We start from the raw sequence: 18,399 nt of genomic DNA, 5'->3' as shown, positions 1-18,399 counted from the left end.
TAAGTTAGCTAATCAAACGAGGCTTGTCATGCAGGTTACCATCCACGCCGCAAAAACCCAGTTGTCGAAACTGATAGAAGCGGCGGCTTCCGGCGAGGAAGTCGTGATTGCCCGGGGTCGGACGCCTGTCGCCAGACTGGTTCCCATCCACAAGGGTCAGTTCAAGATCGGGATTCTCAAGGATAAGGTGACAACCGTTCCAGACTTTCTGGAGCCGATGGCCCCGTCCGACCTGGATCTCTGGGAAGGCCGCTGAATGGCCCTGCTGCTCGACACCCATGTCTGGGCTTGGACCTTAACAGGCATTGGCCTAAGCGCGGCCATGAGAGACGCGATAGAAGCGACCGATGCCATCTATGTCAGTCCGATAAGTTTCTTCGAAATCGGCCAGAAAGTGCGTATCGGCAAGTGGCCGGAAATGGCACCTTACGCGACAAATCTCCCGGACCTGTTGGAAGATCAAAAAGGCCTTGTCGCCACCCTGACACCGGACATTGCCTTCAAGGCGGCCATGATGAACTGGGACCACCGTGACCCATTCGATCGCCTTCTGGCGGCAACCTGCCTGGCAAACAACTGGCCGCTGGCTTCGGTCGATGTCGTCTTTGATGCCGTTCCGGGTTTGGTTCGATTGGGATAGGGCGGCGATCGCCTGACCGCCGCCCGTTTTGCGCCTACTCGGTGTAGTAGGTATTGATCGACGCCCAAACGCGATCGGGACGGCGCAGCCTCAGGTCTTCGACCGAATCGCCGGTAACCTTGGCTGTGCCGTCAACGGCATAAGCGCCCTCTTCCGACATGTAGTTGTAGGTGAAGCCGATCACCACGGCATCGCCTTGGGCCTTGCAGTAGCTGATCTTGATCAGGCGGTCGCTTTGACGCGAAGCGACATCGCCCAGTTCCTGGCGCGCGGCGGCGGCGGCGGCGTGACCGGCTTCCTTCTCCTGGACTTCAGAACAGGCAAAAGCGCCGGCGGCCGACAGCGACAGGGCGAGACCGGCAACAGTGCCGATGAGAACAGTTTTGACAGACATGGTGACACACTCACAAAGTTGGGTTTGGGAAAGTCGGGTTGGGAACGAAACCGTCATCGGGGGAGCGATGACAGCGCTGTCATAAACGCACGCCTGATCGAGCTTGTCAGCATAAAAATGCCGCACTGCAACAATTATTGATGAAACCATTTGCGTCTGTAAAAACGACTAGCCTCGCGCTTGACTCTATTTTGATATTTAGCTAAATACAAATATATGAGCCTCGTTTTCAAAGCCCTCTCCGACCCCACCCGCCGCCGCGTCCTGGAAATGCTGCGCGAACGGCCGATGTCGGCCGGAGACCTGGCCGCAGCCTTTCCCGTTTCCAAGCCGACCATGTCAGCCCACTTCGCTGTCCTGCGCGAAGCCGGCCTGATCGCTTCGGAAAAACAGGCGCAAAGCGTCATCTATCACCTGCAAATGTCGGTTCTTGAAGAGGCGATGCTGGGTTTCGCCCAGGCCTTTGGCTGGCAGTTGCAACCAGCAGCCAAGCCAGAATCCTCAACTGACTGAACGGAGTCCCCCATGTCCGAAGCACCGACACCTGCAAAGCCCGCCCTCTTTTCCGTCGTCGCCCTGATGGTTATCGTGGGGCTGGTCCTGGCCATCGCGATCGCGAAAAAGACCGGCCTGATCGAAGCCGGCGCTGCCGCGCAATACGCCGGCAGCCTATTCAGCCTGTTAATGATCGGCGCCGGCAATGTCCTGCCCAAGCGAGCCATCGCGCCTCAGACCGCCTCGCGCTTCGCCGGCTGGATCCTGGTCCTGGGTGGCCTGGCCAGCTTAGGTATGTGGCTGCTGGCACCCGAGGACATGCGGATCGCCCTGGCTTCCGCCACTGCGCTGTCGGCCTTTGCCGTCGCCATCCTGGCCGCCGCGATGCACGTGAAGGCCGGCAGCCCGGCCGGTGGACGCGCCCACACGGCGATCCTGCAAATCCTGAACGGGCTGATGTGGGCCTTCGCCATGTTCCTGGCCGACTTCGCCATCGGCGGCCAGTCGGTACTGTGGTTGACGGCAGGCTTTACCGTGTCGATGAGCCTTCTGGAAATTTGCCTGCGAGGTTCGGCGAAAAAATCCGCTTAGAGCATCGATCCGGCTGTAACAGATCGGCACCCCAAGTCACCGCTTTTACGCCCGTTCGACCTTCAACGGCCGCGAGAGCAGCGCCTCTATGGCCGTGCGCACATCCATCTCGCCCTGCAGCACCGAATTGACCGCTTCGCACAGCGGTAATTCGACATCGAACTTGCGCCCCAGATCAACCGCCGCCGGCGCGGACTGTACGCCTTCGGCCACAGACACCTTGCCCGCGAGGGCTTCCTCGAGAGTCATGCCCCTACCCAGCGCCATGCCGACACTCATATTGCGCGACTGGGTCGAGGAACAGGTCAGGACCAGGTCGCCCAGGCCGCACAACCCGACCATGGTTTCGAACTGCGCGCCCATGGCGACGGCCAGGCGCGACATTTCGGCAAAACCGCGTGTGATCAAGGCAGCGTGGGCGTTGCGGCCCAGCCCCTTGCCTTCGGAAATGCCGCAGGCGATGGCCAGAACGTTCTTCAAGGCACCACCGGCCTCAGCGCCGATCATGTCCGTCGATTTGTAGGGCCGGAAGGTCGGCCCGGCCAGGGTCCGGGCGATCTGCGCACACAGTTGCGCATCGTCGCAGGCCACGGTCACGGCGGCGGGCAGACCGCGGGCCACTTCGGAAGCAAAGCTGGGACCGGCCAGCACGGCACCGCGCGCCTGGGGCAGGACCTCTTTCAGAATTTCGTTCATCAGGGCATCGGTACCGCGCTCGATCCCCTTCGAGCACAGCACAACGGCCAAACCATCCTTGACGTAGGGCGCCAGGGCCTTGAGCGTGGCGCGCATATGCTGAGCCGGCGGCACGGCCAGGATCAGGTCGCAGTCGGCGAGATCGGCAAAGTCGTGCGTCGGCCGGATGTCCGGCGACAGTTCAACATCCTTGAGATAGATGTGGTTCTGCTGATCCTCGCGGATACTTTGGATGACCTCAGGCTCACGCGCCTGCAAGGTGACCTTGTGGCCGGCGAAGGTCGCCACCTGGGCCAGGGCTGTGCCCCACGCCCCGGCGCCGATGACGCCCACACGTTTGAACCGTTCGTTCAAGATTTGGCTCCCTTACGCCCCTGCTTCTTATGGACCGGGTCGGCCTGCGCCCGAACCTCGTCGAGCGGCCACCGCGGTCGCGCCAGCGCCGCCAGCCCCTCCACGATCAGCGACTCCCTGTCCTCAATCCCCATCTTGCAAAGCTTGGCGTAATGTTCAAGGCCTGCCAGAGCAATCATGGCAGCGTTGTCGGTGCAGTATTTCAGTGGCGGGGCCATGAAACCGAAACCGTTGGCGGTCGCCAGGGCCTGCAATTCACGACGCACCGTCGCATTGGCCGCCACGCCGCCGGCAACCACGAAGGCCGGGCTCGTCACTGCATTGTGTTCGCGAAACAGCTTCATCGCCCGGACGGAGCGCTCAACCAGTTGCCGCGCGATGGCCGCCTGGACCGATGCACACAGGTCGTTGCGGTCCTGCTCAGTTTTCACGTGCTCATAGGCAATCGTCGCCGCCGCGGTTTTCAAACCCGAGAACGAAAAGTCGCAATCCTTGCGCCCCAGCAGGGCGCGCGGCAGGGTGAACCGTTCGACCTTGCCGGAATTGGCCGCCTTTTCCAGCGCCGGGCCGCCGGGATAGCCCAGGCCCAGCACCTTGGCGATCTTGTCAAAGGCCTCGCCGGCGGCGTCGTCGATCGTGGTACCCAGCCGTTCATAGTCGCCGACGCCCTTAACCGCCAGAAGCTGGCAATGGCCACCCGAGACGAGCAGCAACAGGAAGGGAAACGGCACATCCTCAGTCAGTCGGGCCGACAGGGCGTGGCCTTCCAGATGGTTGACCGGGATCAGCGGCAGATCGCGGGCAAAGGCGAACCCCTTGGCAAACGACAGTCCGACCATGACGCCGCCGATCAGGCCTGGTCCGGCGGTCGCGGCGACGGCATCGATGTCGGGTTGACCGGCTTCGGCCAGGGCACGCTGCGCCAGGTCGTCGATGGTCTCGACATGCGATCGCGCCGCGATTTCCGGCACAACCCCGCCGTATTCGGCATGTTTGACCACCTGGGAATGGATCACGCTCGACAACACTTCGACGCCGGCGGCTGAGCGACGCACCACGGCTACAGCGGTTTCATCGCAGCTCGATTCGATGCCCAATACGGTCAGGGTCTGGTCCATAAGCCCCTAGATGCTGCCCTTAACCCATGCGTCAAGTCTTTTGCATTGAACCGGCAAAAGAAAATGCTAGATCAGTGGCATGACTGTTCTCAAGATTGGCACCCGCGGCTCGAAACTGGCTTTGACCCAATGCGGCTGGGTGCAGCGGCGGATCGTGGCCGCCCTTGGCGAAGACGTGGCCCGCGCCGACGAGGTCGCGCCCCTGACCGTGATCACCACCCAGGGCGACCGCATCCAGGACCGGCGGTTGATCGAAGCTGGCGGCAAGGCGCTGTTCACCAAAGAGATCGAGGACGCCCTGTTGCGCGGCGATATCGACGTGGCGGTGCATTCTTTGAAAGACATGCCCGCCGCCGACGTGCCGGGTCTCAGCCTGTGCGCCATTCCGGTGCGCGAAGATCCGCGCGATGCGTTTCTGTCGCCGAACTACGAAACGCTCGCCGACCTGCCCCAGGGCGCCAGGCTGGGCACGGCCAGTATGCGCCGCCAGGCCCAGGCTTTGGCCCAACGGCCAGATCTGCAGGTCATCATGACACGCGGCAATGTCGACACCCGCCTGGCCAAACTTCAGGCCGGCGCGTGCGATGCCCTGTTGCTGGCCGCGGCTGGTCTGAACCGGCTTGGCCTGTCGCACCATATCCGCAGCCATATCGATCCCGACCTGTTTGCAAGCGCGCCGGGCCAGGGCGCCCTGGCCATCCAGTGCCGCACAGAAGATCTGGGCGCTGGATGGATGGCGAAGGTCCATGACGTCACGACCTTCCTGCGCATCCAGGCCGAACGCGGCGCGCTGGAAGCGCTGGAAGCCTCGTGTCGCACCGCGGTCGGTGCCTACGCCACCCTGGAAAATGACCAGTTGGCATTATTCGTCGAGGCACTCAGCGCTGACGGATCGAAGCGCTGGCAGCGGCGGGAAAGCTTGAGCGCTCCGACGGCCCAGTCGGCGCGCGATCTCGGCCTCAAGCTGGGCCACGAGATCAAGACCGAGGCTGGCCCTGAACTGATCGTGAGCTGAACCTATGACCCAACCCGTCGTCTGGATCACGCGGACACCTGATGGCGCCAGGAGCACGGCGAAGGCCATCCAGGCGCTCGGCGGAGACGCCATCCTGGCGCCGGTGCTCAAGGTCGTACCGCTGAAACCCATCATTGATCCCCACAGCTTCGACGCCGTCATCCTGACCTCGCGCAACGGCCTGGCGGCCTTCGGCGCCATCGTCGCCCGCCGCTCGATCACCGCCTGGTGCGTCGGCGAAGCCACCGCCGAAGCGGCCCGCGCTGCCCGCTACCAGACCGTTATCTCCGCCGACGGCGATGTCGACGCCCTGACGAAACTGATCATCGAGACTGCCGACCAGCACACCCGCCTCCTCTATGCCGCGCCCAGGGAACCCGCCGGTGACCTGGCCGGAGACCTGGCGAAAGCTGGGTTCCTGGTACGTGAAGCGGCCGTCTACGAAACGCGGCCGGTCATGCCGGTGCTGCATCCGGCCGACATGGCGCGCCTGACCTACGTCCTGGTTCATTCCGCCAAGGCCGGGCGCGCCGTCGCCGCCATGCTGAAGGCCCACCGCGACCGCTTTGTGCTGGACCAACTCACCTTCGTGTGTATCTCGGACAGCGCCTGGCATGGACTGGAGCAGGCTTTGAACGAAGGCGAAAAAAATATTGACGCGGCCCGCCTGATCCGGCGCATTTCGCCGTTCCCAGACGAAGCATCCATGTTAAAACAGATAGACTAGCCAAAAACAGGACGAAATGGCCTGCCATTGGGTCCGACCGGGAACGCCCATAATGAACGACATCAACGACCCGCTGACGGACTCGTACGACGCCGACGACGCTGCCCTGCGTGAACACCGGCGCGAAGCCGCCAAGGTAACGCGGATCGCGCTTCTGTTTGCCATCCCGTTCGTGCTGATGCTGATCGCTGTCGTCGGGGCCTTCATCTGGAGCAGCCAGCGCGATGCCGCCGGTGCGGCCCGCCTGGCCCAAGGCCAGACAGCCGCCCCCTCGTCTTCGCCCGTCCAGACGCCCGTCAACGACAAGGACGCGGAGATCGCCCGCCTGCGCAGCCAGATCGCGGCCCTGCAGCAGGGTGACACGACGCCTGCGAGCCCCGCCATCCCCGGCCCGACCACCTACGCCGATCCCAACGCCCTGGCCCAACTGTCGGCGCGGCTGGATAAGGTCGAAGCCAACCAACGCGTCCTGGCCCGGGCCGCCGCAGCGGCTAACGCTGCCGCCGGTCTGCAACAGGCCGCCCATGGCGACAGTCCCTTTGCCAGCCAGTTGGCCGTGGTCGAGACCAGTGTCGACGATCCGGCCCTGATCGCCCTGCTGCGTCCCCACGCCGAAAAGGGCGTCCCCAGCGAGGTCTCTCTCGCCGTCGAATTCCCGCAATATGCCGCCAGGGCCAATATCGCCGCCACCTCTGCCGCCAATAAGAATGGCCTGCTGGAGCAGGTGGCGCGGATGTTGAACATCTCGGTTCGCCGCACTGACGGTGAGGACCAGGGGCCCGCAGGCCTGCTGCACAGCGCCGAAGCGCGTTTGAACGTCGGCGATCTGCGCGGCGCCGTTGCCTATCTCAACCGCCTGCCGGCGCCGGCCCTGGCCGCGCTGAAGCCTTGGCTGGACAAGGCCCAGGCCCGGATCAGCGTCGATGACGCCATCCACCGTCTGACCGAGTCCGCCCTGGCGCGGCTCAGCCAGAGCGGCGAGACCGCGACCACGCCGCAAACCGGAGGCGTTCTGTGATTCGTTCGCTTCTGATCCTTTTGGCCATAACCACCCTGATCGTCCTGACCATCGGGATGGTCGGCGATCCCGGCCTGGCCTCGCTGAGCTGGATGAACTACCGCATCGACATTCCGGCGACCGCGGCCGTGATCATCATCGGTGTCATGGCCTTTTGCGCCGTCGCCTTCTGGAATTTGGCCCTGTGGCTGGCGCGCTCGCCCCAACGCGCCGAACGCGCCCGTGCCGACCAGCGCCGCCGCCAGGGTGACGACGCCCTTACCCGTGGCTTCATGGCGGTCGCCGTGGGCGACGGCTCCGAAGCCCGCCGCCATGCCGTCAAGGCGCTGGACCTCAGCGACAACACCGTCCTGGTCCGTATCCTGGGCGCCATGGCCGCCGAGGAATCCGGCGATGCCGTTGCCACCCGTACGGCCTATTCCGCCATGGTCAGCGTGCCCGAACTGAAGCTGGCCGGCCTGCGCGGCCTGATGCAACTGGCCGCCCGGCAGGGCGACAAGGCCGAAGCCGTCAAGTTGGCCGGCGAAGCCTATAACCAGCCGCGCCCCTCCATGTGGGCCTTCGAGACCCTGTTCGCTGCCCGCCTGGAAGCCGGCGAATGGGCCGAAGCCCTGGACCTGATCGAGGGCGCCCTGACGCGCAAGTTGATATCGCCGATCTTCTCGGAACGCGCCAAGGCGTCACTGATGGCGGCCTCGGCTGCGCGCCTGGAAACGTCAGACGACGCCCAGATGCGCGATCAGGCACTCGACTATGCTCAGCGCGCCGCCAAACTGCAACCGCAGTTCACACCGGCGGCCATCATTGCTGCACGCTTGCTGGCCAAGGCGAACAAGCCCGGCCGCGCCGAGGACGTCCTCGAGGCCGCCTGGGCGTCACGGCCGCACCCGGCGGTGTGGCTGGCCTATCGTGACCTGGTGTCGGATGAAACGCCCAAGGAGCGCGCCCGCCGGCTTCAGGGCCTGGTCGATCGCAACGCCAAGCATCGCGAAAGCCGCCTTCTGCAGGTTGAACGCGCCCTGCTGACCAATACCAAGGCCGAGATCGCCGCCGCCCTGGCTGCCCTTGAGGAGGACAGCGCCGAGGCCAACCTGACCAAGCGTATCTGCGGCGTCATTGCCCGCGGCGCGCAGGGGCTGGGCGACTACGACACGGCGCGGGTATGGATCGCCAAGGCGGCAAGCGCCCGCGGCGAAGCCGACTGGTCCGACATCGACGCGGAAGGCAAGGCCTTCGCCTATTCGGCCGCCGATTGGAGTGATGTGATCCTGAACTTTGCCGAGACGGCGGCTCTGTCGCATCCGCGCTATGAACGCGGCGACAAGGGGCTGCCGGAAATTCCGGATATGCCGCCACGCTACGTGCCGTCCATGCCCTTCATCAAAGGCCCGGCACGTCGCGGTTCCGTGCGAACGGACCCCAGCCATATGCCGGACGATGTCGGCCAGTATGACGCTGCCATAACCGGCCAGGACCTGGACGAACCCGTCGACGACGCCAAGCCGAAAGCCGCCCGCGGGCGCGCCAAGACGCCGAAGAAGTAATTCTTCCCCGCCGCCGCGACAAAGCGCTTGGCAAGGTGTGGCGATCTGTGTAATGACACCTGCCTGCCTAGCGGGGCTGATTTGCTCGCCTCGCCTGGATCCGGGCCGCTTTAGCTCAGCCGGTAGAGCACCTCATTCGTAATGAGGGGGTCAGGTGTTCGAGTCACCTAAGCGGCACCATTTTTCTTTATAGATTACAAAGCGTTACAGTGACGATATAGCCGGGCGCTGCGTCTAAACGGTTTCCCGATACCAAATAGATACCATCGCGGAAGATTTGCGCCCTTCGCCGATGTTCTGTTACAGTCGCCGCCAAGCAATGGGTTTGACGACATGGGCGGGTGCTTGAAAATCGTTTTGTTGATTGTCGGGTGCATTGCGCTTGTTAGCTTTTGCTCGAACCGATCCGCAGAACAGAAGCGCATCAAGCTTGAAGCGAGAATCGCCGACGCACGTGCAGACGCCATGGCCGATGCCGAAATTGACCTCGAACCAGAAGCCCAGTCCGACGCGCAACATGAACTCAGCGACACGACCTATGTCGGCCAGGTCGGGACAAATTGGTGTACGTATGACTGTTCAGGTCATGAGGCTGGTTTTGCCTACGCCATCGAAAATGAATTAACCGACACGGCAGACTGTTACGAAAATGACGATTCTTTTCTTGAAGGCTGCGAAGCGTATGTCGACGCACTGGAAACTCTCACAGCCGAGAAGCTTAAACAAAAAATCCAACAAGCCGCCGATGCGGCGGAAGCTGAAATCAGAGCTGAATCTTAAGGTTTGCGCAGTCAGCTTTTCATGCCAGACGAAAAATCTCTGCGTGAAGCCCAGGCGGGTCTCTCACCGGCAAGGTGTACGGCTTTACCCCTCCCTGCCCACAGGGCATTCCCCGAAAAGTGGATGGACGAAAAGTAGTTAAACGCTGACCCAGAAGAAAAGCCACAAGCCTCGGAACCTCGAAAGGTTGCTAAAGCATCGGAAATCAGAAGCAGCTTGCCCTCGCAAGACGCAATGTGGTCGCCGCCGTCGTGTTGAGGGTCAAAACCATCTTCGCGCGCTCGTTGGCCGCGACCAGCCCCGTAGCGCTCGAAGTCGTGCCAACATTCGCACCGCTGCCATCGAGTTGAATAGCTTCAATCCTGAATCCAGTTGAACAGGACTGGGACGAGATAAACTCAACTCCAATACATCGATTGAAGACGCCGCATTGATACTCGCCTTCGGTGAGATAGCGGAAGCCGTACGGGATATTTTCTAGTGTCGACGCTGGGTAGTACATTGCCGGCGCCGTCCAGGCTGGGACGACTGGTTCTGGTTCGGCCGCAGTTACTACTGGCGCTTGATCCAGTTCCAGCACAGCATTCTGACGGTCTAGGACATTTGTGACGATCCAAAGAGTCAACCAAAATACGCCCAGTATTATGAGGCCAGCGACCGCAAGGTTCGGATATTTACCAGTCATGCCCTTCGGCTCAGGCGACGTATCATCACTCATGATTTTTCCCCTTAGAGCCGGACGAGTCTTGCAGCATCCATTAATTTTTCGCAAGAGTGTCGCCTAACGCTTGGTCACATAAATAAGCTCTTTTTCTACGCTTTCTAATCTTTTGTCCCAATATTCAAACTCTAGATCGCCAAGTCTCAATCGGCCCATCATCTGCTTTTTTTGATCAGTTAGCTCGACCCCGCCATCAATTTTCTTTAGAATCACCGAAGTGAAAGCTGGAGTTAGGCGGTAACTGGCAACACGGCGCGTAAACAAGCCACCAGCCATTTCTTGCGTCGGCGCTCCCCTATTCGGTAAGCCAGTAACCGTAGCTATTCGCACAGCCCCTCTGTCTAACGTGACAAAAGAGACGTATCCATGAGAAGGGCATATTGCAAGTTGGCCGGTGTGCTGAAAGCTCTTCATACCCGATTCGGTTTGATATTCGTGTAGATGCTCGAAAGAAAGCGCTCGTATAGCTTGGTCCCAATTTACAAAATAGAGAGTTCGAACCAATTCACTTGGTTTCGAAAAACTACGCCTAATTTCAATATAAGTACCTTCATAGTCAGGCAACGTCCCCAGTCTATAACCACCAAATCTGTCATCTGCTACGGCATTTTTGCGAAGTTCCTTTTTGAATTCGCTTTGCAGATCTAACGCCTCACAGACAGCTTCTACGTATTTTTCTCGTACACGCTTGCCATTTCGCATATTTCGTATCGTCGTTTCTTCACATGGAGACGGCTTCAGTGAAGCAGCGAGAGCGACTTGGGTAAGTCCCTTCGCTAACATAGCTCTAGAGATTGATGCTAGCAGCGCTGGTGAACATGACATTGCGTCTTTTGTTATGCTCATTGATTTCGGCCACAAGAGGTTGAGTTTCGTCGGAATTATAATTCCGATTCTTCCGACCGTAGAATCAAATAATTAGCGTTCAATTCTCCGAATGACGGAATTTAGGCCGCGTCAGAATATTCAATAGTCGCTAGCATTCCGAAAGGTAGAAATTTAGAAGGCCGATTTGACGCCAACTAAATATCTTAGTGGCAAATTTTCGGGAATTGTTTTCGATGAAAAAGTCGACTCGGGTTGCGGGCCTTTGCCGCACTGTTAGCCTCGCTTTCGCAACGGCGTTTTTTGCAATGCCTTGCGCAGCTGACCCGGTGCGTCACGTGGACTGGCTTTTTGAACCGCAGACAGATAATAAACTATTTGATAATCCAGCAAATAAAGGCAATTGCGGTGCGTATATGTTTGCTGGACTATTGGGCGCCGCATTCAGCGAGGACCCAAAGGTTGCAGCGTTCGTACTCACGTACCGCCAAAACGACTGGGCTCGCCTCGCTGCCGACTTTTCCAAGGTCCCTGGAACTCACAATAACGATATTGCGATTAATCTTTTGTTGGTTGGCCAATGCCACAATACAGAAGCCCAAAATGAAATCGTAAACAACAAGAATGCTGTACTTGCTCATCTGAAAAATAAGCCTTGGTATGGCGTCAAATATTAAGACATAAAACCAAATTTGTTTGTAGTGATTTAGAAGAATAGGAGAGTGCCAAATAACAATTAGCACTCTCCTTTCATACATAAACGTAAATGTGTAAAAAAGTTTATCATGGAGTTTATGGCTAGTCACTTAATAAGACACCAGGAGAAAAATTTAATACAAATTATCGCCAAATATTTGTTAAAGCACATAGATTTACTCACCTCTTTATAGAATATGGCCAATTTTGCGCGCAAAAAGCGTGCGCTAGGAATAGTTTATGTAGTCATAGCCGGCCTTAAACATCCTTCCACTAAGGATTACCGCCCGTTACGATCCGAACTCGTTGAACTCGCGAATTATCTCCCTGATCCGTCGCAAGTCATCCTGACATTCCTTGGTATAGATGCCATGCCGGTATCGCCCATTGGCGCGCCCCAGAGGGGCACCCGGACTCTTGCCGCCATGCATCCGGCATCTGACCTTACCGCGCACCGCAGGGGCTTGGCAGGGCTTCCCCGACCGCGTCTTCGCACAGCATCGCCTCGACAGGTGTGCCCGGCTGATATTCCAAGCCTTGTGCATGGGGTTGACCAGGGCTTTGGGTGCGCTCCCCTCCCCCGGTCTTGACGGTATCGGCGATGACATTCTGACTGTTCCTTGCATCAATATGGGTGTGCTTGACCTCGACCAGTTGCCGACCGCCGCCACGCAATTTCTGTAGCGCCTCGACCTGTGCCGTGAAGGTGCGCCCCAGCCGGTTGACCTGATCCAGCCACAGCTTGCAGGCGTCCATCCGCTCCGACGATTCGACGCGCCGCGCCGAACTCATCATCAGACAGTGCACGGCAAACATCTGTGTCGCCAGTGCGCCTTCGATTTCGTTCTGTGGTGCCACGCCTTGCACGAACCCCAGACCAGCCGCCAGGCCCGCCGCCATGTTGTTGTCATTCTTGATTTCTGACCCAACGTCTCGCAATTGCATGACCAACCGCTGCCCGAACGCCTCAGAACTGGTGCCCAGCGCATCGCACAGCGCCAACCCATCGAAGACCTTGTTCGCCATGTCAGATGCCACCGCGACACCGCCCCCAGGCTGGACGGTCGCGGAGAACTTCACCTTCTCCGGTCTCGCATGAACCTTGGCCGACAGCTCCCCGACAATCCGCTGGTGAGGCTTAGACAATTCCGCCAGAGCCTCTTCGACATCCAAGGCCTTTGGTTTGGCTTGAGCCGCCGCCTTCTTCGATTTCGTCATGGTCGATTTCCTTTTTGAAACGCTGCCAAAATTTAAAACACGGTCGCAATCGGTGGTGTGAACGGTCGCAATTGACGGCACCGTTCCGTCTAAATCGCCCTATTTTAGAGCCCTACGGTCGCAATCGGCACCACCGTCGACCAGGTCCAGGGCTTGGCCACGGTCGCAATCGAAGGGGTACATATATAATCTAGCCATAGGCCCTCCCTTCCAAAGCGGACACAGATGGTTCAGCCGCATCGCTGCCGGTGAACTTGTTGGAGTTCTCCGAAGCGCCCGACCGCCACCGTTTGAACCCGTTCGATTCCGCCTTGCCGGTCTTGTCGCATTTGATCCAGGTAAGGCGATATTCCGCCGCCAGACGCATCTTGCATCCGAAGCTTGCCTCCCGCGTTCGCTCAATGAACCCGACCTCGATCAGCCGCCGCAGCGCTGCCGATACCGTGTTCGGCGCCAATCGGCATTCATCCGCCAAGGCGTCGACCGATGCCCCCAGGGTGCCATTATTCTGGCCTCTGTAGCGGCTCATAAGCTGGATCAGGACAACCCTTGCCGATGCCCCAAGTTCCCGCCAAGCCTCTGACTGTAGAATGTCGTGTCTCAGCATGACGAAGGACGGGACGCCTTTAGAGCGCCCCTTTTTGTTGTGCTTGGCCATGCGCGTCCTAACCCGTGCTATCGGTCAGCAGACCCAGGTCGTGCGCCTTGGCCTCGGCTTCCTGTAACAGCCGGATCAGGTCAGCGATTTTCCCGACCGCGACCGTGACCCCTTTCCCCGTGGCCATGTACGTCTTGGCCGCGCCAAAGGTGCCATAGTGGCGAAGGTCGACGACATCGCCCGCCTTGACGGTCTGAAAGGCAAGGCGAACTTCTTCCCCCTCCCCCACGACAACAGCGCCGATTCGATGCGTGACGGTCATGTGCGCACCTCCGTCTCTTTGATGGCGCGTTCCAGGTGACGCTTGGCCGTGAGAAGGTCCGCCCGCTTCTCTCGGATATCCGTCGACTGTATGGCGCTGGCAAGCCACCGCATCGCCCGATTGACATGATGGTTCATGACGCACCACCCAGGCTCTCAACGCCGCTGGATTCGAGAACGTCGAAGTCGACCGCCAGGACATACCGCGCCACCCGCGTGTCGACCTCGACCTGTTCCATGTGCGTCTGGATATCGAAGCCCAGCTTGCGCAGGTCGAAGACATAGCCGCTTGTCCGCCGCGCCCATTTGGCCCGTGAGAAGCCCAGCGAGGTATCGCCCGCCGGTCCGGCCTCGATCAGGTGCGCTAAGGTTTGCGCCTCCCGTCCGCGCGCTATGGCGACGCTGCCGTCATGCCGTTTCACCTTGATAAACGGCTTCGATTTTGCTTTATGGGGTCCAGGTATCGAATTGGGGGCTTGTTCGCGCAAGCCCCTTTCATTTTGCCCGAACGGCCCGTTACCGATGTGCTGATCCATCATGCGCCAACCCCTTGAGAGGTGTTGTCACGTACACGACTGGCCAGGAAGTTCGCCAGGCTTGCCGGGTCATAGCGAACGGCCCGGCCAAGTTTCAGATAGGCAGGTCCGCCGCCAGTAAGCCGCCAGCGCCGCAATGTAATTTCTGCTATTCCAAGGTGTTGCGCTGTTTTGCGCGTGTCCCAAAGGTCTGTCATGGGAAGTCTCCGTAAATGACACGGCACAGGCAAACGCCATCAGCCGCGAACGGATATTCCAATATACAGCGAGGTTTCACCCGGTCAGTCCCCGGAAGACATTGCGCCCCCTTCCCATCCCTTTGAGAGGGGGGCTCAAGACTTCACTTCCCTCCCCCTCGATTGGGAATTTTCAACCCACGTGCTTCCAAGCGACGGACACCGTTGGATAAAGCTTTTTCGGTCGCAGGTGGATGAAACTTTCGTCCCGCTAGGGTGTTCGCCCATTCTCTTGCGTCGCGAACTAGGCTTGCCAAGGTCGTTTTCGGGTCACGAGAACAGATATCGACTGCAATAGGTTCAAATGCTGCTAGCCAAGGAGCCATTCGCGACTTCGGGCCGTTTGAAACCGCTGTCGCAATGGCCACGTTGCTCGCCACATTCAAATCAGCTTGAATTTCATATCGGCAAAATATCTGAACAAACTCAATTAAGCACGCGATGGCATCAGGATACGACAGGCTGTTATCACGTGCGCATTCTAAGCTTCCAACGGCGTAACGGAATGTATTACAAAGCATAATAAGCCAAAAGCCCCTATGACTTGGAGGTTGCCTTTGCAAAAAAAATTGACGCCTGATTTGAGTACCCGACAATGGGATATCGTGACTTAATCTCAACATTATCTAGGTTCTCTTCTAGCCCATCACCAATATTAAATCGAGAAGAGCTATCAAACACATCTGGCATACCGTAATCTTGCAAAAATGCTAAAACCTTCGGGCCAAAGTGACTAACGAAACTGTCGCAAACGTCTTTCCCAACTTGAAAGCCCTCGACGGCTCCTTTCGACTCAAAAAATAAGAGAACCTCTTTGTTGTTGCTGATGTCAGCATAATACGCTTTGTACGATCCGAACAAAGAAGCCCATTCTTTTGTAACAGCACCGTCATGAAAAATCACCGGACGGCAAGTTTTATCGAAATTGTCTTCTGTAAAAATGGGGCGTTGATTTTTAGCCATATTGCTTATCCGGGCAAATTGAGATGACCTTGGGACTGGAAAATAGTTTCTGTTCGATATGATTAACCACCTCTTGCAGCGGGTCCGCTGAAAGGTGTGCGTAACGCTCTGTAGTCCGTGAATTTGAATGCCCCAACAGCTTGGACACCAAGAACAAGCTCGCACCACCGGCAACAGCGAAGGATGCGAAGCTGTGCCGCATGTCGTGCAGACGAACGCCCTTAATATCCGCCGCCAGGCAAGCCTTGGCGAAAATCCGCCGCAACCCAACGATTGGCCCGCCCGTGGTGTTCAGGGTGCGCGGACTGGGGAACACAAGCGGCAAGTCCAAAGGCTTGCCGTCGATGCCGACGTAATCGGACCTTGCCTTATAGCGACGGCTCAGGATTTCGAGCGCGGCAGGCATCAGCATTATCCGCCGTTCACCCGTCTTGCCTCCCGCCTTGGTGCGCTCTGGCGGCAGAACCAGGCACCGCCGGTCAAAGTCGACCTCTGACCATGTCAGGTTCGCAATCTCCGACTTGCGCGCCCCAGTCAGCAGCAACAGCCGCAAAGCATCGCCATACACACGGTCAACACTGCCCTCGGCTTCCAGGCCCGCCAGAGCGTCCAGAAACGCCCCCGCCTCGGCTTGGCTCAGAAACCGCTCTTTGACGGGTGCGGCGGGCAGGTCGATTCCGGTGAAGGGGTTTCGCTTGACCAGACCGTGCTTGATGCCCCAGGCGAACATTGCCGCCGCAACCGAGCGTGTCCGTCTGGCGACCGCTTCGCCGCCCGTCACGACAGCCTTGCCCCTTGGCTTGTCGGATTTCTCGACCACAGCCGTCTTGCCCATCCGTATGGCGTAAATAGCCTTGGCCGCGCCTTCGTTCGTCAAACGGTCCGCCGCGTCTTTGCCAACCGTAGGGATGATATGCCGACGAAGGCAGGATTCATCCGCCGCCCAGGACACCGCCCGCTTGTTCGCTTTCGTCTGGGGTCCGCGCTCGATGTATTCCTTGACCAGGTCCGCCACGGTCATGGCGTGACGGTCCGCCAGCTTTTCCGCCGCCGGGTCGATATTGTTGCCGACATCCTTTAAGACCGCCGTAGCTTTTTCACGCGCCTTTTCAGGCGTCCACGGCGAGCCATGCGTCCCAATGGTGAAAATCCGCTGCGCTTTGCCAAGGCGATACTTGACGGCATAGACCTTCCGACCAGACGCGTACACCCGGACAAAAAAGCCGCTCAGCTTGTCATCCCAAAACCAGACTTCCCCAGCATCCGGACAAGCAATGGCGTCGACGACCGCCTTGCTGATCCGACCTTTTTGCAGTGACAATGTCCGCTCCCTTGAATTTGGTATCTGGGGTGAACTCCCGATACCACATAGATACCAGAGCGCCCGAAACAGTCGGACACCACCGGAAACGACAATATCATTATTCCTTTGTTTTGAAAGGCTTTTCAGCGCCTTTGTGATACAAGAATAAACTTAGAAAAATCAATGAGAACGCGTCAACCCTGACATTCGTAATGAGGGGGTCAGGTGTTCGAGTCACCTAAGCGGCACCATTTTCGAGAAAATCTGAAACAGTATAGATTCGTTAGAAGCGCGGCGCGCGCTTGACGGTCCCCGGATGAGTTTCGGTAGTTGCGCAGTCAGCATTGTTTCTTGATGCCATCTTCTCAAAGCTGTCCCGAACTACGTCAGCGGGATTGCCGAAGTGAAAACTCTCATCCTCGCCCTCCTGCCGCCAATCTGACTTGGCGCCTGCGGTCCTCAGCCCACAAGTGACGCGCCAGGCGCTTCCGCGGGCGCCTCCGTGTCGGTGTCCGTTTTGTCAGCGGGGCCGACAGAGCGCGTGTCGCGGTACACCTCCCTGACCGACTGCAAGGTCACCCTGGCCAAACCGGATGAGGCCGGATATCGCGCCTCGGACTGCCCCGGACTGGACGGCTTTGGGTTACAGAAAATCGAGGCGGACGGGCGCGAAAACCTGGCAATCCAGCCACCTGGAAGCCTGTCGCAAAATTTGAAACTCCCGGCGTACAGCGGCGGCGGTTTCAGCGCCTTGGGAGAACAGGCCGAATGGCGCGGAAAGCCCGGCACACCGCCAGATGCTCTGATCGTGCGATACAAAGTCGCCGAAAGAGCGGATGCCCCTGAGCAATGGACATCCTACGTGATGGTCGCATCGCTTAAGGATACGCCGTGTGTCGTGGCGAGGATTGCTCCAGGCCCGCAACAGAACGAGGAAGCCCGACGCGTTGCCGACAGCGCCATGCCATGTCTCGCGCCTGGGGCATAATTGCAGGCTCAAACGCACAAGAAAAAGGCCGGCGGTTTCCCGCCGGCCTTTCTCAGCTTGTGGATAGACCTTGCTTAGCCAAGGAAGAGGATGTCTGCCTTGGTGAAGTTGACGGCCGTATCGAAGATGATGGTGGCCGTAACGCCGCCGCTGCCAGTACCGTTCGAGTCCCAGACCAGCGTGTTGGTCGTAGTGTTGTAGATGAACTGACCGCTGCTGCCGACCGCCGTACCCGTGCTGTTGCTGGTGAAGGCGGTGTTGGCCAGGCTGGTGGTGAAGTCCGACGCGTTGAAGGCAATATGATCCAAGCCCGCGACGAAATCGGTGATGCGGTCGGAACCGCCCCCGGTCTTGGCGAAGAAGAAGGTATCGGCGCCCGTACCACCCGTGAGGTTGTCATTGCCGGTGCCGCCAGCGACGATGTCGTCGCCCACGCCGGCAGAGATGGTGTCAGCCCCCGCAAAGCCCTCCAGGATGTTGTGGCCCGAATTGCCGGTGATGGTGTTATTCATCGTGTTGCCACCACCGTTGTTATTGCCGGTGCCATCCAGGGTCAACTTCTCGACATTGCTGCCCAAGGTCCAATTGACGGTCGAAATGACCGTATCGGTACCGGTGCCGC

Annotated in this window: 25 protein-coding genes and 1 tRNA gene; 12 read left to right on the top strand and 14 right to left on the bottom strand. The window is 59.0% G+C overall.

Translation table 11 applies throughout. The features are described 5' to 3' along the window. The first annotated feature begins 28 nt into the window (after positions 1-28). Together ABI_RS06610 and ABI_RS06605 are read left to right on the top strand one after the other, a co-directional pair. Positions 29-256, top strand: a complete 228-nt coding sequence (locus tag ABI_RS06610; protein ID WP_006272105.1) for a type II toxin-antitoxin system Phd/YefM family antitoxin — start codon at positions 29-31, stop codon at positions 254-256. Further along, the gene (locus ABI_RS06605; RefSeq protein ID WP_006272104.1) at positions 257-640 is read left to right on the top strand and encodes a type II toxin-antitoxin system VapC family toxin; all 384 of its coding nucleotides are present in this window, start codon (positions 257-259) and stop codon (positions 638-640) included. A gap of 34 nt (positions 641-674) precedes the next feature. Here the strand turns inward: ABI_RS06605 and ABI_RS06600 are convergent, their stop codons facing one another. Beyond that, a complete protein-coding gene (locus tag ABI_RS06600) occupies positions 675-1,034 on the bottom strand; it encodes a hypothetical protein (RefSeq protein ID WP_006272103.1) in 360 nt (119 codons plus the stop codon). A 216-nt stretch (positions 1,035-1,250) separates the two neighbouring features. On the opposite strand from ABI_RS06600, the gene ABI_RS06595 reads away from it, so the two are divergent. After that, a complete protein-coding gene (locus ABI_RS06595) occupies positions 1,251-1,547 on the top strand; it encodes an autorepressor SdpR family transcription factor (RefSeq protein WP_006272102.1) in 297 nt (98 codons plus the stop codon). 12 nt (positions 1,548-1,559) lie between these two features. Then, positions 1,560-2,120, top strand: coding sequence for a hypothetical protein (locus ABI_RS06590; RefSeq protein WP_006272101.1), 561 nt, complete (start codon positions 1,560-1,562; stop codon positions 2,118-2,120). A 45-nt stretch (positions 2,121-2,165) separates the two neighbouring features. On the opposite strand, the gene ABI_RS06585 is transcribed toward ABI_RS06590, so the two are convergent. Both ABI_RS06585 and tsaD read right to left on the bottom strand, forming a co-directional pair. Continuing rightward, a complete protein-coding gene (locus ABI_RS06585) occupies positions 2,166-3,170 on the bottom strand; it encodes an NAD(P)H-dependent glycerol-3-phosphate dehydrogenase (RefSeq protein WP_006272100.1) in 1,005 nt (334 codons plus the stop codon). Next, entirely contained in the window at positions 3,167-4,288 is a 1,122-nt protein-coding gene (gene tsaD, locus ABI_RS06580; RefSeq protein ID WP_006272099.1) for a tRNA (adenosine(37)-N6)-threonylcarbamoyltransferase complex transferase subunit TsaD, read from the bottom strand. Before tsaD ends, ABI_RS06585 begins: the two co-directional genes overlap by 4 nt. Before the next feature lie 70 nt (positions 4,289-4,358). Here tsaD and hemC point away from each other — a divergent pair, with 70 nt between their 5' ends. The 6 genes from hemC (at position 4,359) to ABI_RS06550 (ending at position 9,372) form a co-directional block, all read left to right on the top strand. Next, the gene (hemC, locus tag ABI_RS06575) at positions 4,359-5,303 is read left to right on the top strand and encodes a hydroxymethylbilane synthase (RefSeq protein WP_374188342.1); all 945 of its coding nucleotides are present in this window, start codon (positions 4,359-4,361) and stop codon (positions 5,301-5,303) included. Positions 5,304-5,307: 4 nt separating this feature from the next. After that, a complete protein-coding gene (locus ABI_RS06570; protein ID WP_006272097.1) occupies positions 5,308-6,030 on the top strand; it encodes a uroporphyrinogen-III synthase in 723 nt (240 codons plus the stop codon). Positions 6,031-6,082: 52 nt separating this feature from the next. Then, complete coding sequence (locus ABI_RS06565; protein WP_006272096.1) at positions 6,083-7,048, top strand: COG4223 family protein; 966 nt, start codon at positions 6,083-6,085, stop codon at positions 7,046-7,048. Next, entirely contained in the window at positions 7,045-8,592 is a 1,548-nt protein-coding gene (locus ABI_RS06560) for a heme biosynthesis protein HemY (protein WP_006272095.1), read from the top strand. The genes ABI_RS06565 and ABI_RS06560 overlap by 4 nt, the downstream gene beginning before the upstream one ends. Positions 8,593-8,696: 104 nt before the next feature. Next, positions 8,697-8,772 (top strand) — tRNA-Thr (locus tag ABI_RS06555). A 165-nt stretch (positions 8,773-8,937) separates the two neighbouring features. Further along, positions 8,938-9,372 (top strand): hypothetical protein, encoded by a 435-nt coding sequence (locus ABI_RS06550; protein WP_157138729.1) that lies wholly within the window; start codon positions 8,938-8,940, stop codon positions 9,370-9,372. Between the two features lie 205 nt (positions 9,373-9,577). Here ABI_RS06550 and ABI_RS06545 read toward each other — a convergent pair whose 3' ends face one another. Beyond that, positions 9,578-10,090, bottom strand: a complete 513-nt coding sequence (locus tag ABI_RS06545; RefSeq protein ID WP_040308658.1) for a hypothetical protein — start codon at positions 10,088-10,090, stop codon at positions 9,578-9,580. A gap of 63 nt (positions 10,091-10,153) precedes the next feature. Continuing rightward, on the bottom strand, positions 10,154-10,795 hold the full coding sequence (locus ABI_RS24980; RefSeq protein WP_157138728.1) for a hypothetical protein: 642 nt from the start codon (positions 10,793-10,795) through the stop codon (positions 10,154-10,156). Positions 10,796-11,154: 359 nt separating this feature from the next. Between ABI_RS24980 and ABI_RS24975 the strand changes: the two genes are divergently transcribed. After that, positions 11,155-11,595 carry a hypothetical protein gene (locus ABI_RS24975; RefSeq protein WP_157138727.1) on the top strand — a complete coding sequence of 147 codons (441 nt, stop codon included), beginning with the start codon at positions 11,155-11,157 and terminating at the stop codon, positions 11,593-11,595. Between the two features lie 309 nt (positions 11,596-11,904). Here the strand turns inward: ABI_RS24975 and ABI_RS26605 are convergent, their stop codons facing one another. From ABI_RS26605 to ABI_RS06505, 8 genes are all read right to left on the bottom strand, one after another. Next, positions 11,905-12,159, bottom strand: a complete 255-nt coding sequence (locus tag ABI_RS26605) for an HGGxSTG domain-containing protein (protein WP_083811409.1) — start codon at positions 12,157-12,159, stop codon at positions 11,905-11,907. Further along, positions 12,059-12,913, bottom strand: coding sequence for a hypothetical protein (locus tag ABI_RS06530; RefSeq protein WP_006272091.1), 855 nt, complete (start codon positions 12,911-12,913; stop codon positions 12,059-12,061). Before ABI_RS06530 ends, ABI_RS26605 begins: the two co-directional genes overlap by 101 nt. Positions 12,914-13,022: 109 nt before the next feature. Beyond that, positions 13,023-13,439 carry a helix-turn-helix domain-containing protein gene (locus ABI_RS06525; protein ID WP_280959737.1) on the bottom strand — a complete coding sequence of 139 codons (417 nt, stop codon included), beginning with the start codon at positions 13,437-13,439 and terminating at the stop codon, positions 13,023-13,025. 58 nt (positions 13,440-13,497) lie between these two features. Beyond that, positions 13,498-13,752 carry a hypothetical protein gene (locus tag ABI_RS06520; protein ID WP_006272089.1) on the bottom strand — a complete coding sequence of 85 codons (255 nt, stop codon included), beginning with the start codon at positions 13,750-13,752 and terminating at the stop codon, positions 13,498-13,500. Positions 13,753-13,885: 133 nt separating this feature from the next. After that, entirely contained in the window at positions 13,886-14,173 is a 288-nt protein-coding gene (locus ABI_RS06515) for a winged helix domain-containing protein (protein WP_006272087.1), read from the bottom strand. 113 nt (positions 14,174-14,286) lie between these two features. After that, positions 14,287-14,484 carry a helix-turn-helix transcriptional regulator gene (locus ABI_RS24260; RefSeq protein ID WP_006272086.1) on the bottom strand — a complete coding sequence of 66 codons (198 nt, stop codon included), beginning with the start codon at positions 14,482-14,484 and terminating at the stop codon, positions 14,287-14,289. A 576-nt stretch (positions 14,485-15,060) separates the two neighbouring features. Beyond that, complete coding sequence (locus tag ABI_RS06510; protein WP_040308653.1) at positions 15,061-15,486, bottom strand: hypothetical protein; 426 nt, start codon at positions 15,484-15,486, stop codon at positions 15,061-15,063. Beyond that, positions 15,479-16,807, bottom strand: a complete 1,329-nt coding sequence (locus ABI_RS06505) for a site-specific integrase (RefSeq protein ID WP_006272085.1) — start codon at positions 16,805-16,807, stop codon at positions 15,479-15,481. The genes ABI_RS06510 and ABI_RS06505 overlap by 8 nt, the downstream gene beginning before the upstream one ends. 484 nt (positions 16,808-17,291) lie before the next feature. On the opposite strand from ABI_RS06505, the gene ABI_RS06500 reads away from it, so the two are divergent. Then, complete coding sequence (locus ABI_RS06500; protein ID WP_157138725.1) at positions 17,292-17,777, top strand: hypothetical protein; 486 nt, start codon at positions 17,292-17,294, stop codon at positions 17,775-17,777. A 74-nt stretch (positions 17,778-17,851) separates the two neighbouring features. On the opposite strand, the gene ABI_RS06495 is transcribed toward ABI_RS06500, so the two are convergent. Beyond that, positions 17,852-18,399: calcium-binding protein (locus tag ABI_RS06495; RefSeq protein WP_050808211.1), on the bottom strand; the 548-nt coding region annotated here is incomplete at its 5' end.

It is taken from the genome of Asticcacaulis biprosthecium C19 (genome assembly GCF_000204015.1).
Classification (GTDB): domain Bacteria; phylum Pseudomonadota; class Alphaproteobacteria; order Caulobacterales; family Caulobacteraceae; genus Asticcacaulis; species Asticcacaulis biprosthecius.
This window is presented reverse-complemented; position numbering and strand designations above follow the sequence as displayed.